We start from the raw sequence: 20,827 nt of genomic DNA on the forward strand, positions 1-20,827 counted from the left end.
ATTCATAAACTATGAGGGCCGGTGTTCGCGGGGAGTTCCGACGATTCTCAGTAGCCGGTCATTTCCAGGTAACCGGTGCCGCCCTGGCTGCCACGCAGTCGAACCGGTCCTTCCCAATAGGGGATGCGCAGGTTCATCCAGGCATTGGGATTGAGCGCGTGGAGGGTGATGTCGAGTTGTTTGCTGGGGATCTTGATCGCCCAGCCGACTGGCATAGAACGTCCGGCGACCTTGGCAGTGTCCTGGGGCACGAGGCTGATTTCCCCGGCGTGCAGGGTTTGTGCTTGGCCCTGGGCGTCGATCCAGGTGCCCGTGAGGTACGGCGCGCCGTCCTTGTGGCGCATGCGGTAGAGCATCAGGTGCTCGCCGTTGTCCAGGTGCAGGGAAAACCAGTCCCAGCCGGTCTGGTTTGCGGTCAGGGGCTGGCTGCTCCATTCGCGGTCGAGCCAGGCCGGGCCGCTGACCGCGTAACGCTGGCCATCGATTTCCAACTCACCGCTGGCCTGGAAGAACGGCTGGCTGTAGTAGTACGACGCCTGCCCCTGTTCGGATTTCTGGCTGAACCCTTGCTCGCCCTGCAACACCAGCGGCCGGCTCGACGTCAGCCGCAATGCATAGCTGAAGCGTGGGTCGCGCGCCTTCAATTGCATGTCCGCCAACGGCTCGTCCCCTGAAGCCTGGGTACCGAATTGCCAGTCGTCGATCCAGGCATTGAAGGGCACCGCCTGCACCCCGGCCTGCCCCACCCCGCCTCGTGCATAACGCTCGGCGGCATGGTGCACGGTGGCGGAGGTGACCGCCGCGTGGCCGAGCCAGATGGTCTGGTTGCGCCAGCCACCGGCCTGGGGCGCGGCATTCAAGGCGCTGCGAAACAACGTCCATTGCACGCCGAACTCATGCCCCTGGGCGTCCTTGAGATTGGCGGTGACGTACCACCACTCGATGCGAAAGCCTTCATGAAGGCCATGGTCGGCGGGGAAACTGAACACCCGCCCAGGCACAACCGGCGTGAACGCGACAGCCTGGTCGCCGAGGCCGGCAAAGCCCTTTTGCGCTGGCGCGGAGTCGTCACAACCGCTGAGCAACGCCAGCAGCAACAACACGCCGACCCTAATCTTCATGGGCAAAAGTCCTCAGCAAATCCGCCGGCTGCGTGCGGTACAGCGCATACAGCGGCCAGGCCGATGCCAGTAGCGTGGCGAGCATCGCCAGGGCCAGCAACTGCACCAGTTGCAACGGGAACACCCGCAACGGCAGGCGCCAACCGAAGGCCTGCACGTTGATCACCGTGTCCAGGCACCAGGCCAGGGCGATGCCCAGCGGCAACGCCAGGACCAAGGTCAGCAGCGCCAGCAGCCAGGTCTGGCCGAGGTTGAGCAGCATCAACTGCCGACGCGTCACCCCCAGCGCCCACAGCGGCGCCAACTGGCCGAGGCGACTCTGGCTCTGGGTCAGCAGGCTGATGAACAACGCCACGCCGGCCACCGCCAGGGTCAGGCTGTTGAGGGCGGCGGTGGCGGCGAAGGTACGTTCGAACACCTGGGTCGACCAGCCCTTGAGCCGGGCCTGGTCGACGATGCGGCTGTCATCCAGGCTGAACCGGCCTTGCAACGCTGTCAGTAGCGCCGGGATCGCAGACGGTTCGATGCGCAGGTTGAAACGGTTCGGCGTCAGGTTCGGCCAGTGCGCCAGCAAGTGATCGACGTTGACCAGCACATGGCCCTTGGGATTGCCGTAGTCGGCGTAGATGCCGACGATGCGCAGTGCCCATGGCCCCTGAGGTGTCGGCAGGGTCAACTGATCACCGATACTCACCTTGAGACGCCGTGCCAGTTGTTCGCTGAGCATGAGGGTGTCGGCGGCCGCCAGTTGCTCCCACGGCTTGTCGCCGGCCGATTCCAGCAGCGGCCAATGCTGTCGATAGTGGGGGTGATCGATGATGCCGTGGATATCCGTCGGCCAGCCCTGCAACGGGACTGAGACTTGCCAAAGGGGAACGACGGCAGTGATCGCCGGTTGTTGCTTGAGCCAGGCGTGCAGTTCGTTTGCCTGGGCCGGGGTTTGCGGGTTGATGTACAACTCGGCGGTCAGCCGTTGTTCGAGCCAATTGCTGAAAGTCTGGCGGAAACCGGCGGTCATGCTGCCAGCGCCGATGTTTGCCGCCAGCGCCAGCAACAAGGCCATCAACGCCAGGCTCAGCGTCGGCAATTGCTGGCGGCAATCGGCAAGAAACCACTGCCCGAGCACCGAGCGGCTGCGGCTCAACAACCGCTTCAGCGCACTGTTGAGCAACACCGGCAAGGCCAGCGCTGCCCCCAGCAACAAGGCGGTCATCAGGACAAAACCGCTGGCCAGGCTATCGCCCCAGATCAACGCCGATGCGGCAATCAATGCCGCCACCGTCGCCACCCAACCCTGGCGTCGCAGCCATCGGGCATGGGCCTGATGCCAGGCCTGGGGGTTGGCCAGCGCCAGCAAGGGCAGGCGCGCCGCCCGCAACAGACTGTCAGCGCCGGCCAGCAGTGCACCGAGCAGGCTCAGGCCGACACCGCTGAACCACCACCACGGGCTGAGGTTCAAGTGCCCGGCCACTTCGGCGCCATACAAACCTCGCAGGCTCGCCGCTACATCGGGCAACAACAGGCTCGCCAGCCAATAGCCGCTGAGCACCCCGGCGATCCCGCCCAGCAGGGCCAACGCGCCCAGTTCGATGGTCAGGCTGGTGACCAGCACCCGCGCACTGACGCCACAGGCGCGCAGGGTCCGCAACAGACTGCGGCGTTGTTCCAGGGCCAGGCCGATGGCCGCGTGAACGATGAACAGCCCCACCACGAAGGATAAAAACCCCAATGCATCGAGGTTCAGGTGAAAACTTTCGGTCAGGCGCGACAGGTTGTTTTCTTCATCGGCGTGCTTGAGTTGCAGGCGACCGTTGAACGCTTCCGGTAATGCGGCACTGAACGTGGCGGGCAACAACAGTCGCGACAGTTGCTCCGGCAACCCGAGTACCTGCTGAGCAAAACCGATGTCCATCAACAGCACGCCCGGCGCCATGTCCTCCTGGGCATGCAACGGTGGCAGGGATTGCCCATCGACGCTCCGGGGTCGGTCACCCTCGGTCAGTCCCAGGGCTTGCAAGGTTTGCGGGGCGATCCAGGTGCGGCCGGGGTCGGTAAAGAACGCCACCACCTCAGTCATCTCCCGCGCCTGCCCCGCCAGCGCGGCACCGGGCGGCAGCGACACCGGGTCGATGCCCATCAGTTGCAGGCGCTGATCTTCGCGGTCCTTGAGCAGCACCCGAGCCTGCAACACTGGCGACACCGGCCAGCCCTGGCGCCGCAGCTCGACAAACCATTGCTGGGGAAAGGTGCCGCCACCGGGCGCACTGAGGCTGGCCTGGGGTTCGCCGCCGATCAATTGGCTGGCCCGGGCGTAGCTGTCCCGGGCCTGACTGTTCAGCGCTTGCACGCCAGTGAGCAGGCTGGTGGCCAGCCACAGGCCAGTCAGCACGCTGAAGAATTGCACCGGGTGTTGGCGCCAGTGGCTGAGCAGGGCCTTGAGGGTCTGGCGAAAAATCATCACCCCTGGGCCACCTGCGCCAACTGCCCGCCGTGCAACACCACGCGCTGGGCCAGGCGCGCTGCCACCCGTGGACTGTGGGTCACCATCAGCAGGCTGGTGGGGCTGCCCTCCAGCAGTTCCAGCAGCAGTTGCAGGACTTCGTCGCTGGTGGCTTCGTCGAGGCTGCCGGTGGGTTCATCGGCCAGCAACAAGGGCGGTCGCGAAGCCAACGCCCGCCCCAGCGCCACCCGCTGTTGCTGGCCGCCGGACAGTTGCTCGGGATAACGCCGCAGCAGCGCTGAAAGCCCGAGCCGCTGCACCAGATGGGCTTGCCACGCTGCGTCATAACGGCCGCACAGACGCGCCTGGAACGCCAGGTTGTCCTCCACCGACAAGCTGCTGATGAGGTTGAACTGTTGAAACACCAGGCCGATTTCCGTGCGTCGCCAATTCGCCAACTGGCTTTCACTCATGCCATCGAGCCGATACTTGCCACTGCGAATGCTGCCGCGATCGACTTTGTCCAGCCCGGCGACCAGGTGCAGCAGAGTGCTCTTGCCGCTGCCTGACTCTCCCATCAGCGCCAGGCTGCTACCGGGCATCAGGGTCAGGTCGACACCCTGCAGCACCGGCAATGGGCCCTGAGGCGTGGGGTAGCTTTTGAAAACATCGCGGACTTCAAGCATGAAAAGGCTCGATGGATGAACGTGGGGGTCAGGATAGCGGAGTTGAGGGACGGTCCCCACCCACGGGTTTTCTCATCGCTCGTCGGGTTGGGGGGGTATATCCATTTCTGCGGTAACGGCCGCTTAGGGTTCCGCCCTTACGGCGGGTCACTTTTGGAAGAGCGCCAAAAGTAACCAAAAGCGCTTTGCCCCACCACTCGGTGCCTCGCCTAGGCTCGGCATGCCCTCACTCCGGCATTGCTCCGTGGGCCCGCCGCGAAGGGCCATCCATGGCCCAGCGCGGCTATCCCGGCATCCATGCCGGGATGCCCACTCCACAATGCCTGCGTTCGGCCATCGTGGTTAACGGGGCGCCCCAGATCAACGTCCACGCCGAGGCGGCCTTATAGCCGACCTGGTTCTTGGTGGGACCGCGTTTCTCCTGTGGGAGCGGGCTTGCTCGCGAAGGCGGTGGTTCAGTCACAGGGATGTTGGGCTTGCCGACCTCATCGCGAGCAAGCTCGCTCCCACAGGGAATTCTGGGTGTCCATGAGTCTTGTGTTCACCGCAGGCCCGTTGTGGGAGCGAGCCTGCTCGCGATAGCGGTGGTTCAGCCACATAGATGCTGGACATGCTCCGGTTCTTGCTTTGCTTTGGCTTTTGATCTTGGGCGCCCCGTTAACCACGCTGGCCGAACGCAGGCATTGATCCGTGGGCACCTCGGCATGGATGCCGAGGTAGCCGCGCTGGGCCATGAATGGCCCTTCGCGGCGGCCCACGGAGCAATGCCGGAGTGAGGGCACACCGAGCCTAGGCGAGGTGCCGAGTGGTGGGGCAAGCCTTTTTTGCTTACTTTTTTTGGCGTCTGAAAAAAAGTGAGTCGCCGTAAGGGCGAAACCCTAAGTGGCCGTTACCGCAGCAATGGATATGCACTCAATCAACAAGAGCTCAGCGCCAGTCAATGCCCCGCCGCCATCTCAACCTGGCCGGACTGCGGTGTCACGATGTCGCCCAAGTCGATGTGTTTCCAAGCCGGTTTCGCCCCCAACCGCGCATTAAAGCGATAGTTGAAAGTGAAGTCGTCATCGGTCGGTTGGCTCAGGGATTTCCCATAGGCCGATTCAACCCCGGCCGGGTCGTAGCCCATCAACTGCAGCAGCGTCGGGAAGATGTTGTAGTGGCTCGAACGGTCCTTGTTCCGGGCCCAGGCATCGCGCCAATCAAGGGTCTGCAATTGGCTGCCCTGGATCACCACCAACGGCACCAACCCCTCCTCCGCCACCGGGTCACCGCCGCAATGGGTGTTGAGCCCGGGGTTGCCGCGCTCGTGCAGGTCCTGGCCGTGGTCGGAGGTGTAGATCAGCACGGCATGGCTCAAATCGCCCTGCTGGAAGATTCGCTTGAAGAACTCGCCGACGTTCCACAGCAAGGTGTTCTTGTAAGCGTTGCGGTACAGCAACCAGTCATCTTTCTGGCCGTTGAAGCCATCGCGACTGCCGGTGTCGGCCACTTCCTGGAACTGCCCTCGCGGCAAGGCCGGACGGTATGCCATGAAGTCGTCGGGGTATTTGTCGTGTACCGGGAAATGCGCCCCCACCTTGTTGATCACCACCAGTTCGGCCTGGTTGTCACCCAGCAGTTCGATCAACTTCGCCGCAGCGGCCATGTCGCGGTCGCGCACGCTGGCCTGGTCAAATTGGACGAATTCGTCGATGTCCTGTTTTTCCAGGCTGGTCATCAGGTTCTGCAGGTTACCGCCGGTGCGCTGGGCGTCGATGTAGACGGTACGCAAACCGGCCTTCTTGGCGTACTGCCAGATCGACGGTCGGGTGCTGTTGATGCGCATATAGTCGGCGCGCGTGCCGCCGTAGCGCAGGGTGACGTTGGTGTCGGCGCTGCAATTGGCGACGGAGGCCGCGTAGCCGAAATTGAAAATATCCACGCCCTCGGGCGGCGTCTTCAGGCCGGTGTGCACACCGAACGGCGCGTTGATATCCAGGTAATTACCGCCAACGCTTTCATCGATGATCAGCACGATATCCTGCTCGATCAAAGACGATCGTCGCGCCAGGGTGACCGGCTCCCGAGGGCCGATGGTGTTGTGCAAGGACTCGTAGGCAAACAGATTCAAATAGGCCAACGGCGTGTACATCACCGGCAGGCCGCGCGCGCCCTCGCCGGCCCGCACGAACAACACGCCGCTGAGCAACAACACACCCAGCACCGGCGCCGCTATTGGCAGATAACCGGGCAACCGCACCGCCCGCCGAGGTTTGAGCGCGATGCCGAACAACAGCAACAAACCACCTATCACCACGCTGATAATCACGTCGCGGTACTGATAGGCCGCCTCCTGGATAAATCCCCCCGAGTACACCAGCGAAACAAACTGGCTATAGGTCAGGTAACTGTCCGTGACCCGGGCGTACACCTCGAAAAACACCGCTGAAACAAACATCGCCAAGGCAAACACATGCCGCACCAATGTCTGGCGTATGTAGGCAGTCATCCACAGCGCCAGCACCAACAGCACGAACATGGCGCCGAACAGCAAGGTTGCCAAGCCCAAGCCCAACGCGTCGAGACGGTCGAGGTAATAGTCGTACCCCTTGAGCAGGTACAGAACCAGCAGCAGTTCCTTGAGGTAACGGACCATGTTTTCCTCGACCAGATCGCCGTGTCAAAAGCACTTCGTTCCTGCACGTTAGCAGCCGATTTTCAAAGCGCAAGAAATGCTTGATCTCACCAAGCGTCAAAAAATAGTTACCCCAAAAATGACACGAAAACCCGTCACAAAATGTAAAAATCTATGGATTACTACCGTTTATCGCTTTGTCAAATTCCCGTGAAGCCCAATAAAACAGCCACTTTACTAAGACAGTCAAGGACTTGATATCAAAATGCCCGACTTCACTTGAATTGCCAACACTGACAACTGTCATTTTGCTGACACGCTTTTCTGAAGCCTGCGCTATACCCCTCTAAACAGTTTCATCCGAGTTACATCATTCGGTTTGCGAGGCGCGCCAAGAATGGACGTGAGCGTATTTGGTACGGGGTATGTCGGGCTGATCCAGGCCGCCGCCATGGCCGACGTCGGGCACCGCGTTTTGTGCATCGACATCGACCCGAAAAAAATCCAGCAACTGCAACAAGCCGTACCAACCATCAGCGAACCGGGGCTGTCCAGCTTGCTCGAAGACAACATCAAGGCCGGACGCTTGTCGTTCAGCTCCCAGGCCAGCGACGCGGTCAACCATGGCGAACTGATTTTCATCGCCGTCGGCACCCCCGCCGATGAAGACGGCTCGGCAGACCTGAGCCATGTGCTGGCCGTCACCCAGCAAATCGCCGACTTCATGGACAGCGACCGCACCCTGGTCATCAAGTCCACGGTGCCGGTGGGCACGGCCGACAAGGTGGCCGAATGCGCCCGCCAGGCGTTGGCTCGGCGCGGCCTGAAACAGTTGAACGTGCGGGTGGTGTCCAACCCCGAGTTCCTCAAGGAAGGCAGTGCGCTGGCCGATTGCATGCGCCCCGACCGGATCATCGTCGGCACCGCCGACCCGCTGGCCCGCGACCAGATGACGGAGCTCTACGCGCCCTTTTGCCGCAACCACGAAAAACTGATGTTCATGGACAACCGCAGCGCCGAACTGACCAAGTACGCCGCCAACGCCATGCTCGCCACCCGCATCAGCTTCATGAATGAACTGGCCAACCTCACCGAACGGCTGGGCGCCGACATCGAAGCGGTGCGCAAAGGCATCGGCTCGGACCCGCGTATCGGTTACCACTTCATCTACCCCGGCTGCGGTTTCGGCGGTTCGTGCTTTCCCAAGGACCTGCGGGCCTTGCTGCACACCGCCGAACAAAGCGGCATGCCATTGCGCTTGTTGCGCAGCGTCACCGACGTCAACGACAGCCAGCGGCACATCCTCTTCGAGAAACTGGCGAAACAATTCCAGGAGGGCCTGGCCGGCAAATCGATTGCCATCTGGGGGCTGGCATTCAAGCCCAACACCGACGACATGCGCGAAGCCCCCAGCCGCTACCTGATGGAAGCGCTGTGGCGCGAAGGCGCCCGGGTCCACGCCTATGACCCGGAAGCCATGTCCGAATGCCGGCGCCTCTACGGCTATCGCAAGGACCTGAACCTCTGCGCCACCCGCGACGACACCCTGGAAGACGCCGACGCCCTGGTGATCTGCACCGAGTGGAAGAATTTTCGCGTGGTGGACTTCGACCTGCTGGCCAGCAAGTTGCGCGCCCGGGTGATCATCGATGGCCGCAACCTGTACAACCCCGAACACCTGGCCGCCGCCGGGCTGTTGTATCGCGGTATCGGGCTGCGGCACACCGTGCCGGGCACCCCGCTACCCGGGCCGCAAGCATGAACATCCTGGTCACCGGCGCGGCCGGTTTCATTGGCGCCCACGTCGTGCTGCGACTGCTGCGCGACGGCCATCGGGTGTGCGGGCTGGACAATTTCAACGACTACTACGACCCGCAACTCAAGCACGACCGCGTGACCTGGGTAAACGAGCAGGCCGGCGCGTTTCCCCTGGCGCGGATCGACCTGGTCGACGCGCCGGCCATCGATGAACTGTTCCAGGCCCGGCGCCCGGACGTAGTGATTCACCTTGCCGCCCAGGCCGGCGTTCGCTACTCCCTGGAAAACCCGCGGGCCTATGTCGACAGCAACATCACCGGGTTCCTGAACATCCTGGAAAGCTGCCGCCGGTATCCGGTCAAGCACCTGATCTACGCCTCCTCAAGCTCGGTATACGGCGCCAACCCGCGCACGCCTTATTCGGTGCAGGACAACGTCGACCATCCGCTGTCGCTGTACGCGGCCAGCAAAAAAGCCAACGAACTGATGGCCCACAGCTACAGCCATCTGTTCGGCATTCCCAGCACCGGCCTGCGTTTCTTCACGGTGTACGGTCCTTGGGGCCGCCCGGACATGTCGCCGATCCAGTTTGCCCGCGCCATCGTCGAAGACCGTGTGCTGCAGCTGTTCAATCACGGCGAGCACCAACGCGATTTCACCTACATCGACGACATCGTCGAAAGCATCGCCCGCCTGATCGACCATGCGCCCCAGGTCACGCCCCTGTTGGATCACGAACAACCGGACCCGGCCACCAGCCGTGCGCCCTGGCGGATCTACAACATCGGCGGGCAACACCCGGTGGCGCTGCGCACCTATGTCGCACTGCTGGAAAAGCACCTGGGACAAACCGCCCGCATCGAACTGCTGCCCCTGCAAGCGGGGGATGTGCTCAACACCTGCGCCGATGCCAGCGACCTGGCACGGGCCACCGGTTTCAAGCCGTGTATCGAACTGGACGAAGGCCTGGGCCGCTTCATCCAGTGGTTCCTCGATTACTACCCACGGCCTGCCCACGCACCGCTCGCGACTGAACGCTTGCGGCCCAACCTCAGCGGAGGAATCCATGACCCGACATGAGCAAGTCATCGAGATCAACGCCCCTGGACGCGACAAGCGCGTCGATCCGGAGCACCGCAGGCGCCTGGACGCGGCCATCCACCGCCAGGGCCGTGGTTGGTTGACCGGTCGCGACAGCGGCCGGCCCTGGACGGTCTCGCGCACCAATCGCGTAGTGGCCTGCCTCGGCGCGCTGGCGATCCTGGTGCTGTTATGCCCGCTGCTGCTGGGCCTGGCGCTGCTAGTCAAGTTCTCCAGCCCCGGTCCCGTGCTGTTCGTGCAGAAGCGCACCGGGTATCGCGGCCGAGTCTTCGGCATGTACAAGTTCCGCACCATGGTTGCCGACGCCGAGGCTCTCAAGGAGTCGCTGCGCCACCTCAACAAGCACGGTGCCGATGCCATCGACTTCAAGATCGACAACGATCCGCGCATCACACCCATCGGCCGGTTCCTGCGACGCAGCAGCCTCGACGAACTGCCGAACCTGATCAATGTAGTGACCGGCGACATGCGCCTGGTGGGCCCGCGGCCGACCTCGTTCAACGCCTACCGCTACAAGGACAACCATCTTGTGCGCCTGAGCATCTACCCCGGCATGACCGGCCTTTGGCAGATCTCCGGACGCAGCAATATCGACTTCGACCAGCGCGTGGAATTGGACCTCAGCTATATCGCTGAACAAAGCCTGTGGCTGGATTTGAAGATCCTGATGATTACCCCCTTCAAAGTTTTCAGCGGCCACGGAGCGAGTTAAATGGACGGTTCAACCAATACCCTCACCATAGCAAGCCCGAGCGAGACCAACCTGACCTCGACCGTGCTCGACCCTTCCCTGCGGATTCTTCTTCTGACGGCCGCCAACGCCGGCACCGGAACCAGCACCAGCGCGATGGCGTTGGCCGCTCAACTGGCGCAGATGAGCAGCGGTCGCGTACTGCTGGTGGATGCCAGCCAGTCACCGCGCAACCTCAGCCAGCAACTGTCGTTGCACAAGGAGCGCGGTTTTACCGACCTGCTGTTCAACAGCCTCGCCCCGCCCTTGTTGCAAGACTGCGTGGTGCAGGCATCGAGCCTGCCCTTCGACGTCTTGCCCCATGGGCGCCTCGGTCGCAATGCCGAACGCTTGAGCCCCGAGCGACTGCGCCCACTGTTCAGGCAACTGGCGGCGCAATACCGCTTTGTGGTGATCGACGCCGACGCGGTGTATTCGGCCAGCGACACGCTGGTGCTCAGCACCCAGGTCGACGGTGTGGTGCTGGTGGTGCGTGGTGAAGAGACTCGCTGGGAAGTGGCCCAGGCCACCCGCCAGCGCCTGTCCCAGGCCGGCGCGAAAGTGGTGGGCAGCGTGTTCAATCGCCGCAAGTACTACATGCCCAAGTGGCTCTACAACAACCTGTAAGCCTGCAAAAGGATGACGAGATGAACGCCAGAATGCTTGTCCTGCTGTTGCTGCCGCTTGCCGGTTGCTCCAGCAATACCGATACCCACTCGATGCCGGTGCAGATCCTCACGGCCGCGCCGGCCAACGCCCAGGCCACCGACATGCCCAAGGTCGAACAGACCCTGCGGCCCCAGGACGTGCTGGATGTGATTTTTCACATCGACACCACCTCTTCCCAGGCTTATCGAGTGCAGCCGGGCGACCAGGTTGCCCTGAACTTCACCGCCGCCAGCCAGCTCAACGGCACGCAACAGGTGATGCCCGACGGCAGTATCGAATTGCCGGGCGCCAACACCTCGGTGAAAGTCGCCGGCCTGACCACCGATGAGGCGCGCCTGGCGGTGCAGCGTGCCTATAACCAGAAGATGCTGTTCCAGCCCAACCGCAACCAATTGACCGTAATGGTGACCAGTCCGCTGTCCGGCGAGACGAACCTGCGCAACACCCTGACCCACCCGGCCACGGGCATGAGCCGGGAAATCATAGTGGGCCGGGATGGTTACGCCAGCTTCCCGGAAATAGGCTCGGTGCCGTTGCAGGGCATGACTGTTACCCAACTGGAGGTCTTTCTCAACGAGCGTTATGCCCAACTGCCCGGCCACATGACCGTGGACGTGCTGCTCAAGTCCACCGCCGGCAACGAGATCTATGTCCTCGGTGAAGTGGCCCAACCCGGTTCCTACCCGATCCGCCGGCCGATCTCCGTTCTCGAGGCGCTGACCCTGGCCCGGGGCACGAACGTCAAGGCAAGGCTCGACTCGGTGGTCATCATGCGCCGCAACGGCAATATGGTCGAAGCTCGCCACTACGACGTGGAGAAGGCCTTGAGCGGCGACGCGTCGCAGATCGCCTACCTGCAGCCGGAAGACATGCTTTTCGTGCCCAAGACCAAGCTAGCCAGCGCCGGCGAACTGGCCAGGCAACTGGCCGACGTGGTGCTGTTCCAGGGGGTTGGGGTCAGCTTCGGCTACCGCCTCGACAACAAAAGCAGCAACAGCAACTGACCCAGGTGACCGATCATGAACCCCAAGGAAAACTATCTGCATGAGTTCTTCAGGATCTTCTTCGCCAACAAGCAGTGGGTGAAGCGTATCTTCCTGATTTTCGCCGTGATCGCCCTGGTGCTGCCGTTGATGCTCAAGCAGAGCTTCGATATCACCGCCCAGGTGATCGTCCAGTCGAAAAAACTCTCCCAGGGCGACGCCACCACGTCGCTGAACCAGGAAAATGCCACCTTCATCCCGCCGTCCCTGGCGGACATGGAAACCGAGAGCAATATCCTGCGCTCGCCGGCGTTGATTCGCGAAACCATCAAGACCCTGCGCGACCAGGGTGAATACACGCCCAGCCCGGGCATCTTCAACAAATGGGTAAGCGATCCCTTCAAGCGTTACATCACCCTGCCCCTGCGCGAGTACGTCATCAACCCGTTGCGCGACGGCCTGGGGCTGGAGGTCGATCCGGTGCGCGACACCGTGCTCGATACGCTGACCGACGAGGCCATCGAAAACCTGAAGATCGAGACCCTGCCCGGCTCCAACGTCATCTCCATCGTCTACAGTTTCGGCGACCCGGCCCAGGGCACCCGGTTCGTGGCGCAACTGCTGCAGAACTACCTCACCGGTCGCCAGGACCTGCAATCGATCGAACTGCCACAGGCGTTCTATGAGCAGAAAAAGCTTCAGTACCAGACGCGCCTCGATGGCTTGGAGGGCAACCGCCTGACACTGCTTGAAGGCATCGGTTCGTCCGATCCCAAGGAAGAGATCACCTTCCGCCTGAACGCCATCAACACCGAAGAGCAGGCCTTGAACTTGTTTCAGGACCGTTTCCTGCAAAGCCAACGCTGGCTCGATTACCTCAAGACCAGCCTGGCGACGGCGAACAGCTCGCGGTTCAACGACTACACCTTCCCGTTCACGTTCACCACCACCGTGGACAACATTGCCTTCGAAGATCGGGAAATCAGGCAGATGGGCGAGCAATTGACCAGCCAGGTCAGCCGCTACATGAACGACCTGGCGATCTTCCAGCCCAGCAGTGAACCCATGCTGCTGGCCCGGGAGCAGATCGTGCGCACCCGCCAGCAATTCCTCAAAGTGGTGAACAACCGCATCCAGGAACGCACCACCGACCTGGCGGTGGTCAGCTCGGTGATCAACCAGAAGGTCGAACGTATCGCCGCCTTCAAGGAGCGCATCCACCAGTTGCAGGAAACCCAGAGCAAGCTGCGGCAGATGGACACCGAGATCAACGCGCTGCATGCGGCCTTCTCGACTTATGCCCAGCGCTTCGCCGAGGCCAGCACCGCGCGTTCGCTGGACAACGATCTGTCCAACGCCCGGGTCCTGAGCCCGCCGTTCGAACCCACCGCTGCGGCGTTTCCCAAGCCGGTGCTGATCATTGCGTTCGGCTTGTTCAGCGGCCTGCTGTTGGCGATCGCCCTGGTCTATGTACGTGAGTTCTTCGACCATCGCTTCAAGCACCCAGCGCAAATCAGCCACCAATTGGATCTACCGGTGCTGCTGGTGATCAACGAGCAATCGCCCGAGCAGATCAACCCGCACCGCAACTGGAGTGTGCCCAGCCTTGTCCATTGGGTGAAAAATTGAACGCGCCGTTCGGCCCGTCCCGCCAAGACAGCCCCCTGTCGATCATTCATCTGCTCGACAGCGGCGGCTTCTATGGGGCCGAGCGGATGCTGCTCGATCATTGCCTGGCAACGCCCGGACAGCACCAGGTGCTGTTCCTGGCGGCACCGCCGACCTTGATCACGCGCTTTCGCCAAGCCGGGGTCGATTGCCGTCACTGCGCCAGTTGGGCCGAGCTGTTGCAACACCTGCGCGAGCGCCGGGACGAACGACCGCTGCTCAACACCCACAACTTCAAGGGGCTGCTGTTCGGCTGGTCCGCCGCCACGTTGCTGCGCCTGCCGCTGGTGATTACCCAGCATGGCTTCACGCCGCGCAGCCCCAAGCAGCGTTTCTATACCTGGCTGAGCCTGCAACTGTGTCGCACCGCCTCGGTCAAGCGCGTGGTCTGCGTGGCCGAAAGCATCGCCACGCTGCACCGCCGGGCCAGCGTGCGGGCGGAAAAACTCGATGTCATCCCCAATGGCCTGCCAGCGCCCAGCACGCCGTTGGCCCATCGTGACGACAAGCAGCGCTGGCGGGTCGGCTACGTTGGCCGCTTGAGCAGCGAGAAAGGCCCGGACCTGTTCCTCGACGCCATGATCCCACTGTGCCAGAAGCATTCATCGCTGCACGCGGTGATGCTCGGCGACGGCCCGGAACGCCAGGCGCTGCTCAAGCGCATCACCGACGCCGGACTGCCCACGCGCATCGAATTGCCGGGTTATCAGACCGACATGAACGCCTGGTGGAGTCGCCTCGACGCCCTGGTGATCAGCTCACGCACCGAAGGCACCCCGATGATTCTGCTCGAAGCCATGCAGGCCGGCGTGCCGGTGGTGGCATTCGGCGTCGGCGGCATTCCCGACGTGTTGCAGGACCGCCACAACGGCCTGCTCGCGGCACCGGCCAACAGCGAGGAACTGGCGGCGCAGATCGAAACGCTGTTCAGCGAACCGCCCTTGGCGCGGATCCTGGCCGACAACGCACGCCGCACCCAACAGGACCGCTACGACCTGCGCACGCTGGCCGAACGCTGGTCACAACTCTATATCCGCACGGCTCGGGAGGCTCGGCCATGATCGTCCCGCTCTCGATCGTCAGTCTGCTGGGGCTGGTCTGCCTGGCATTGCTGGCCAGTCCTTATCCGTTCCTGGCACCGGGCGCGGTGCTCGGCCTGGTCGGCGTCACGCTGCTGTATCGCAAGCCCGCCTGGGGCCTGCTGGGCATTGCCGCGCTGGTGCCGTTCGAAGGCCTGTTCAAGGACAGCGCGTTTTCCGCCAGCAAGTTCTTTGGCCTGGCGCTGATCCTGATCCTGATGTTGCAGTTGGCCCTGCACCAGATTCCCGCGACGCGCTTGCGCAGCAATATCTGGAAGCCCCTGATCGGCTTCATGATGCTCTATGGCCTGAGTCTGTTGATTTCAGAAAACATGGACCTGTCCCTGACGCAACTGCGTGAACTCTCAGTAGGGCTGATTCTGTTCGTGATCACGTTGCTGATCGGTCGCGAGCTGAACCTGGAGATACTCGCCCGCCTGATGACAGTGAGCGTCGCCACTACCTGCGTACTCGCGATGTTTTCGGCCAAATACCAGGATCAAGGCCGCGCCTCGGGTTTGCTGGAAGACCCGAACGCCTTTGCGCTGTTGATTGCGTTTACCGTACCGCTGGCCTTGTTATTGACAATACGCAGCAAAAACCTGTTGCACCGGTTGTTCTGGGGTGGCGCTCTCATCCTGTTGCTAGGCGGCATGACCAAGACCGAATCGCGTTCCGGGCTGGTCGTGCTGTTGCTCAGTCTGATGATCGGGTTGTATCACTATCGGGCACAGCTGCCACGCATACGTCCTCGGCACCTGGGGTTCGCGATGCTCGGCGTGGCACTCATGGTTCCGGCGACAGTCGCCTTGATGCCTGCTGGCTACGTGGCACGCATCCAGTCATTGAGCATCCTCAGCTCCGGCGCCAACGCCAGCAAGGACGGATCCCTGGGGCGCCGCGCCTCGTACATTATCGTGGGCAGCCAGATGATCCGCGAGAACCCGATACTCGGTTCAGGCCCAGGGACATTTCCGGAGCACTACGCCCCCACCGGCTACGCCAAGGCGTTCTCGGCCAATCGCAAACGGGGGGATCTGTACCGCCAGGCCCATAACACTTACTTGGAAATCTTCAGCGAAATCGGCGTGCCAGGCGGCTTGATGTTTGTCGGTACGATTGGGCTGGGCCTCTATAACCTGATGCGCGCGCGCCAACTCTGGCTCCAGCGCCGGGACTGGGCCCAGGCGGACCTGTTGACGCACCTGGGCATGAGTTTCCTGTCGCTGGCGTTGTTCCTGATGTTCCTCAGCGCGCCGAACCACAAGTTGCTGTGGATCATGCTCGCCTTGACCAGCATATTGCGCTACGACGCCGAACAGGCCGAGCCGCAGGAGGCTCGCCCATGAGCCGCGTCAGTATTGTGATCCCGATGTACAACGAGGCCCGGCACATCGGCCGTACGCTGCATGCGGCGCAGGAAGCCGCCCGCCAGGCAGGCCTGGCGTGTGAGTTGATCGTGGTGGACAACGGCTCCGACGACCACGGCCCGCGCATCGCCAACGAGCTGGGGGCACGGGTGTTGATCGTGCCAGGCGTGCACATCGGCGCCCTGCGCAACCGCGGTGCGGCGGTCGCCAGCGGTGATTGGCTGGCGTTCATCGACGCCGACATCGAAATGCCGGCCGACTGGCTCAAGCTGCTGCTGGAACTCGAAGGCCACCAGGGCGACGTACTCGGCCTGGACCTCGACACGCCCCGGCAGGCGCCGTGGTTCGCCGAAGCCTGGCAGCGCCGCAGTCAACGTCCCGGCTCACACCTCCTGCACCGGGTGCAGTGGCTGCCCAGCGCCAACCTGCTGATGCGCCGAAGCTGGTTCGAACAGGTCGGCGGCTTCGACGAAACCCTGCGCACTGGCGAAGACAAGGATTTTTCCCTGCGCTTGCGTCAAGCCGGCGCGCAATTGTTGCTGGTCAATGAAAGCGTGGCCCTGCATTGGGGCTACGAAGCCAGCTGGCGCGAGTGGATGAGCAAGGAGCTGTGGCGCCAGGGCAGCCACTGGCAGTTGTTGCGCAGCCATGGGCCGAGCCTGCGCCTGTTGCGCTTCCCCGCGCTGTCGATTGGCGCCTGGGGCCTGGACGTCCTGGCCCTGATCGCCCTGCTCCAGGGTCAGGCACGCCTGGGCCTGACCCTGCTGTTGCTCAGCACGTTGCCGGCTCTGGTTCTGAGCCTGCGCCAGAGCCGGCGTGATCCGCGCCTGACCTTGCAATTGTGGGCCTTGCACGGGGTGCGCCTGCACCTGACCGGCGCCGCACTGCTACTCAATATTTTTCAATGGAACGTCAGGAGACCTGCCCGTGGCTGAATTCATTTACTGGTCGTGCCTGTTGCTGCCGGTGTACGCCTACCTCGGCTATCCCTTGATGTTGAGCCTGCTGGCGCCGCTGTTTCCGGTGCGGCGCTACGGCAAGGCATTTCCGATGGACGTGAGCATCGTCATTGCCGCCCACAACGAGGCGCGGCACATCGAGGAAAAGTTGCGCACCTTGCTGGCCCAGGATTATCGGGCCCATTCATTGCGAATCATCCTCGCCAGCGACGGCTCCACCGACGACACGGTGGCCTGCGCCCGCAAGGTGATCGACCCGCGCATCACCGTGCTCGACCTGCCACGCCTGGGCAAGGCCGCTGCCCTCAATACCGGTGTCGCCCACAGCAGCGGCGAGATCCTGGTGTTCACCGACGCCGATAACCAATGGGCCAACGACACCCTCAGCCATCTGCTGGCGCCCTTGGGCGATCCGGAAGTCGGCGCCTGTGCCGGGCACATGGAAATCCCGGTGCCGGGCAAGGGCCTGAGCCTGGGCGACAGTCTGTATCGCCACTACGAAGGCTGGTTGCGTCGGGTGGAGAGTCGCACCGGTTGCATGGTCTCGGCCGACGGCGCGCTGTTGGCCCTGCGCCGGGTGCTGTTCCAACCGATACCGGCCCAGGTCAACGATGACTTTTTCCTCAGCACCTGCGCGCCAGCTGCCGGCAAATCCATCGTCTATGCCCCCATGGCCCGGGTGACAGACCAGGGCGTGGACGAAGCCGACAAGCAGTTTCGCCGTCGCCAGCGGGTCACCGTCGGCGGGTTGCAGAGCCTGGCTCAGCGCCGTGAGCTGCTCAACCCGCTGCGCCATGGGCTCTACGCCATCGGGCTGATCAGCCACAAGTTGATCCGCCGCCTGGCGCCGGTGTTGCTGCTGCCGCTCTTGCTGAGCAATGCCTGGCTGTGGAACGACCATCCGTTCTATCTCCTGAGCCTGGTGGCGCAATTGCTCGGTTACGCCATGGCGCTGATCGGTTTGATGGACGCGCGCCACCGCCTGCCCCGGCCCTTTCGCCTGGCCGCATTCGTGCTGGTGACGCTGGCGGGCATGAGCATCGGGCTCTGGCAGTTCCTGCGGGGCCAGCGCTATAGCCAGTGGAACCCAGAGCAGAATCGCTAAGGAGTACGGCCGATGTCGATCAAACAAGTCTTCAAGCGCACCGGCGGCTGGCTGTACCTGAACACGTCCCTGGGCCGCCATCCCCTGCGTGGCGCCGGCGTCATACTGATGCTGCACCGTGTGCTGAACAACGACCGCGCCGCCGAACTGCCCCATCGCAACGAGTTGTGCGTGGGGCCCGAAGCGTTTGAACATTTGCTGATCTGGCTGCTACGGCATTTCGAGTGCGTGCCGCTGATGACCTTGTTGCTGGCCGATCCTGAAAACGTTCCGAACCGTCCGCGGGTGGCCCTGACCTTCGACGACGGTTGGCGCGACAACGCCATGAATGCCTTTCCGTTGCTGCGCCAATACCAGGTGCCGGCGAGTATTTTCCTCTCCACCGATTTCATCGGCAGTCGCCAGCACTTCTGGTGGGAAAGCATCGGCGAAACCCTCTGGGGCAGCCATGGCCAGGTGGCACGGCGCTCATTGATCGAGCACTTGCAGCACGTCGGTCGACCGTTGCCGGTGCTGCTCGATGACATCGACGACGAGCGCCGCAGCCTGGCGCTGCTGCATTACCTGCAAAGCCTCAAGAGTCTCGATACCCACACGTTGAGCGACCTTACCGACGCCTGCCCACAGGGTTCCCAGCCCCAGGCCCTGGACTGGCCCCAGGTGCGCATGCTCGAAGATTCCGGGCTGATCCGCTTCGGTCCCCATGGTGCCAGCCACGCGATCCTGACCGGGCTGGATGACCAGCGCCTGCACGAAGAACTGACGCGCAGCTGGATCGCCCTGGAAAACGGCTGCGCCCACCCCTTGCCGGTGTATTGCTACCCCAACGGTGACAATGACGCCCGCGTGCGCGAGCAGGTGGCAGCCCACGGTTTTACGTTCGCACTGGGCACCGAGGCCGGACTGTATCGTCATGACGGCGACCCTCTGAACCTGCCACGTTTCGGCGTCAGCCAGAGCAACGCCTGTCACCCTGAATTGTTGGCCTGGCGCATTCGCCGAGGAGCCCGCTCATGAATCGCGCACATTATCTCAAGCTCTTGGCGTTGAGCATGGGCACTAGCCTGGCGATGATAGGCCTGCGCCTGTTGCGCAACGTGTTGCTGGCACGGATCCTGGGGCCCAGCGAACGCGGGTTGTTGGCGCTGCTCAGCACCCTGCCGGACCTGATCAGCGCCACCACCAGTGGCGGCCTGAATTCCGCCGTGGGTTATCAGGCGGCGCAGCATCGCTCGATGAGCCTGTTGCTCAGCCACGTGCTGGTCTTCGGTTGTCTGCTTGCAGGGTTGCTGACGCTGCTGGTGGTGGCGCTGGTGCGTGAGTTCGGTGCCGAACTGGACGTCACCACGCAACTGGGACTGCTGGCCTGGCTGCTGTTGCTGGCCGTGCCGCTGGCGGTACTCAAGAGCGGCCTGCTGACGCTGCACAACGCCTCCGGCGGCGTCGGCGCGTTCAACGCGTTGCGGCTGATGGAATCCCTGGTCCCGCTGTTGCTGTTCGTGGCGCTGTTCTGGATGTGGAAAGACACGGCGCTGGAAGCGGCTCTGATCAGTTGGCTGGCGGGCCTGAGCCTGGTAGTACTGGCGGGCTGGATGTGGCTGCGCCGAGATCATGCGTTCACTCTGCGCTGGGATCGCACCGTCCAGAACGAACTGTTGCGTTACGGTGTCCGCAGTCATCCGGACCTGTTGTTCCAGCAACTGATGCTGCGCTCGGATTACCTGTTCATCGGCGCACTGCTGGGCAGCACGGCGCTGGGGCACTACGCCATGGCCAGCGCGGCGGCCGAACTGCTGCATATCGTGCCGGAAGCGGTCACCACGCCGCTGATGAAACGCCTGCTGCAGCAAGACACAGACATGAAGCGCCTGACCCCGTTGGCCTTGCGCCTGACCGCCACGGCCATGCTGGGCGCCTGCCTGAGCATGGTACTGGTCGGCGAATGGCTGATCGTCACCCTGTTCGGCGTCGCCTATCAACCGGCGTACCCAGCCCTGCTGGCGCTGCTGCCAGGGGTGTTCGGGTTGTGCTTTGCGAGCATCCTGCGCCTGGACCTGCTGGGCAAGGACCGCCCCGGCACTGTTTCGCTGCTGATGGGCGTAGGAGCGCTATTGAACCTGGGGCTGAACCTGCTCCTGATCCCACACTACGGCATCGTCGGTGCCGCAGCGGCTTCCTCTATTGCCTATCTGGGCGTGACCCTGGGGCTGCTGGTGATGTATTGCCGTCTCAGCGGCGTGGCGCTGTGGCAAACGCTGATTATCCTGCCCAGCGATTTACTGCCGATGCGCCAGATGCTGTTGGGGAAATCGGCATGAGTGTGGTTGCCTGCCAAACCGCCATCGCGAGCAAGCTCGCTCCCACAGGGGGCGGTGATGCCCTTGTGAAAGCACTGAGCCAGCTTGCAGTGAGGGTGGATGAGCCGCCCTCTTCGCGAGCAAGCCCGCTCCCACAAGAGCCTTGTGCCGAACACACCCTCCACAACCACCACCGATCCCCTGTGGGAGCGAGCTTGCTCGCGAAAGCGCTGGGTCAACTTGCATC

16 protein-coding genes are annotated in these 20,827 nt (G+C 62.9%); 12 read left to right on the plus strand and 4 right to left on the minus strand.

Annotated elements, in window-relative coordinates; genetic code table 11:
* Nucleotides 1-47: 47 nt before the first annotated feature.
* From LOY50_RS18525 to LOY50_RS18540, 4 genes are all read right to left on the minus strand, one after another.
* Nucleotides 48-1,121, minus strand: a complete 1,074-nt coding sequence (locus LOY50_RS18525; protein ID WP_253476411.1) for a lipocalin-like domain-containing protein — start codon at nt 1,119-1,121, stop codon at nt 48-50.
* The gene (locus LOY50_RS18530) at nt 1,111-3,579 is read right to left on the minus strand and encodes an FtsX-like permease family protein (protein ID WP_258691255.1); all 2,469 of its coding nucleotides are present in this window, start codon (nt 3,577-3,579) and stop codon (nt 1,111-1,113) included. The genes LOY50_RS18525 and LOY50_RS18530 overlap by 11 nt, the downstream gene beginning before the upstream one ends.
* Nucleotides 3,579-4,247 (minus strand): ABC transporter ATP-binding protein, encoded by a 669-nt coding sequence (locus LOY50_RS18535; protein WP_258688821.1) that lies wholly within the window; start codon nt 4,245-4,247, stop codon nt 3,579-3,581. Before LOY50_RS18535 ends, LOY50_RS18530 begins: the two co-directional genes overlap by 1 nt.
* Nucleotides 4,248-5,184: 937 nt before the next feature.
* Nucleotides 5,185-6,882 (minus strand): sulfatase-like hydrolase/transferase, encoded by a 1,698-nt coding sequence (locus LOY50_RS18540; RefSeq protein WP_258688822.1) that lies wholly within the window; start codon nt 6,880-6,882, stop codon nt 5,185-5,187.
* Nucleotides 6,883-7,258: 376 nt separating this feature from the next.
* On the opposite strand from LOY50_RS18540, the gene LOY50_RS18545 reads away from it, so the two are divergent.
* From LOY50_RS18545 to LOY50_RS18600, 12 genes are read left to right on the plus strand one after another with little or no spacing between them, the layout of a single operon-like run.
* Nucleotides 7,259-8,623 (plus strand): UDP-glucose/GDP-mannose dehydrogenase family protein, encoded by a 1,365-nt coding sequence (locus LOY50_RS18545; protein WP_253476423.1) that lies wholly within the window; start codon nt 7,259-7,261, stop codon nt 8,621-8,623.
* Complete coding sequence (locus tag LOY50_RS18550; RefSeq protein WP_258688824.1) at nt 8,620-9,699, plus strand: NAD-dependent epimerase; 1,080 nt, start codon at nt 8,620-8,622, stop codon at nt 9,697-9,699. Before LOY50_RS18545 ends, LOY50_RS18550 begins: the two co-directional genes overlap by 4 nt.
* Nucleotides 9,686-10,432: a sugar transferase gene (locus LOY50_RS18555; RefSeq protein WP_253476427.1), complete on the plus strand. Its 747-nt coding sequence runs from the start codon at nt 9,686-9,688 to the stop codon at nt 10,430-10,432. The genes LOY50_RS18550 and LOY50_RS18555 overlap by 14 nt, the downstream gene beginning before the upstream one ends.
* Nucleotides 10,433-11,077 carry a CpsD/CapB family tyrosine-protein kinase gene (locus LOY50_RS18560; protein ID WP_214510623.1) on the plus strand — a complete coding sequence of 215 codons (645 nt, stop codon included), beginning with the start codon at nt 10,433-10,435 and terminating at the stop codon, nt 11,075-11,077.
* Between the two features lie 20 nt (nt 11,078-11,097).
* On the plus strand, nt 11,098-12,123 hold the full coding sequence (locus LOY50_RS18565) for a polysaccharide biosynthesis/export family protein (RefSeq protein WP_253476429.1): 1,026 nt from the start codon (nt 11,098-11,100) through the stop codon (nt 12,121-12,123).
* Between the two features lie 15 nt (nt 12,124-12,138).
* Entirely contained in the window at nt 12,139-13,731 is a 1,593-nt protein-coding gene (locus LOY50_RS18570; protein ID WP_214510621.1) for a Wzz/FepE/Etk N-terminal domain-containing protein, read from the plus strand.
* Nucleotides 13,728-14,831 carry a glycosyltransferase family 4 protein gene (locus tag LOY50_RS18575; RefSeq protein WP_253476431.1) on the plus strand — a complete coding sequence of 368 codons (1,104 nt, stop codon included), beginning with the start codon at nt 13,728-13,730 and terminating at the stop codon, nt 14,829-14,831. The genes LOY50_RS18570 and LOY50_RS18575 overlap by 4 nt, the downstream gene beginning before the upstream one ends.
* The gene (locus tag LOY50_RS18580) at nt 14,828-16,198 is read left to right on the plus strand and encodes an O-antigen ligase (RefSeq protein ID WP_258688825.1); all 1,371 of its coding nucleotides are present in this window, start codon (nt 14,828-14,830) and stop codon (nt 16,196-16,198) included. The genes LOY50_RS18575 and LOY50_RS18580 overlap by 4 nt, the downstream gene beginning before the upstream one ends.
* Entirely contained in the window at nt 16,195-17,154 is a 960-nt protein-coding gene (locus LOY50_RS18585) for a glycosyltransferase (protein ID WP_258688826.1), read from the plus strand. The genes LOY50_RS18580 and LOY50_RS18585 overlap by 4 nt, the downstream gene beginning before the upstream one ends.
* A complete protein-coding gene (locus LOY50_RS18590) occupies nt 17,147-18,283 on the plus strand; it encodes a glycosyltransferase family 2 protein (RefSeq protein WP_258688827.1) in 1,137 nt (378 codons plus the stop codon). Before LOY50_RS18585 ends, LOY50_RS18590 begins: the two co-directional genes overlap by 8 nt.
* Before the next feature lie 12 nt (nt 18,284-18,295).
* A complete protein-coding gene (locus LOY50_RS18595; RefSeq protein WP_214510616.1) occupies nt 18,296-19,300 on the plus strand; it encodes a polysaccharide deacetylase family protein in 1,005 nt (334 codons plus the stop codon).
* Nucleotides 19,297-20,601: an oligosaccharide flippase family protein gene (locus LOY50_RS18600; protein WP_258688828.1), complete on the plus strand. Its 1,305-nt coding sequence runs from the start codon at nt 19,297-19,299 to the stop codon at nt 20,599-20,601. The genes LOY50_RS18595 and LOY50_RS18600 overlap by 4 nt, the downstream gene beginning before the upstream one ends.
* The last annotated feature ends 226 nt before the right edge of the window (nt 20,602-20,827 follow it).

Source organism: Pseudomonas sp. B21-010, assembly GCF_024749325.1.
GTDB lineage: Bacteria > Pseudomonadota > Gammaproteobacteria > Pseudomonadales > Pseudomonadaceae > Aquipseudomonas > Aquipseudomonas kilonensis.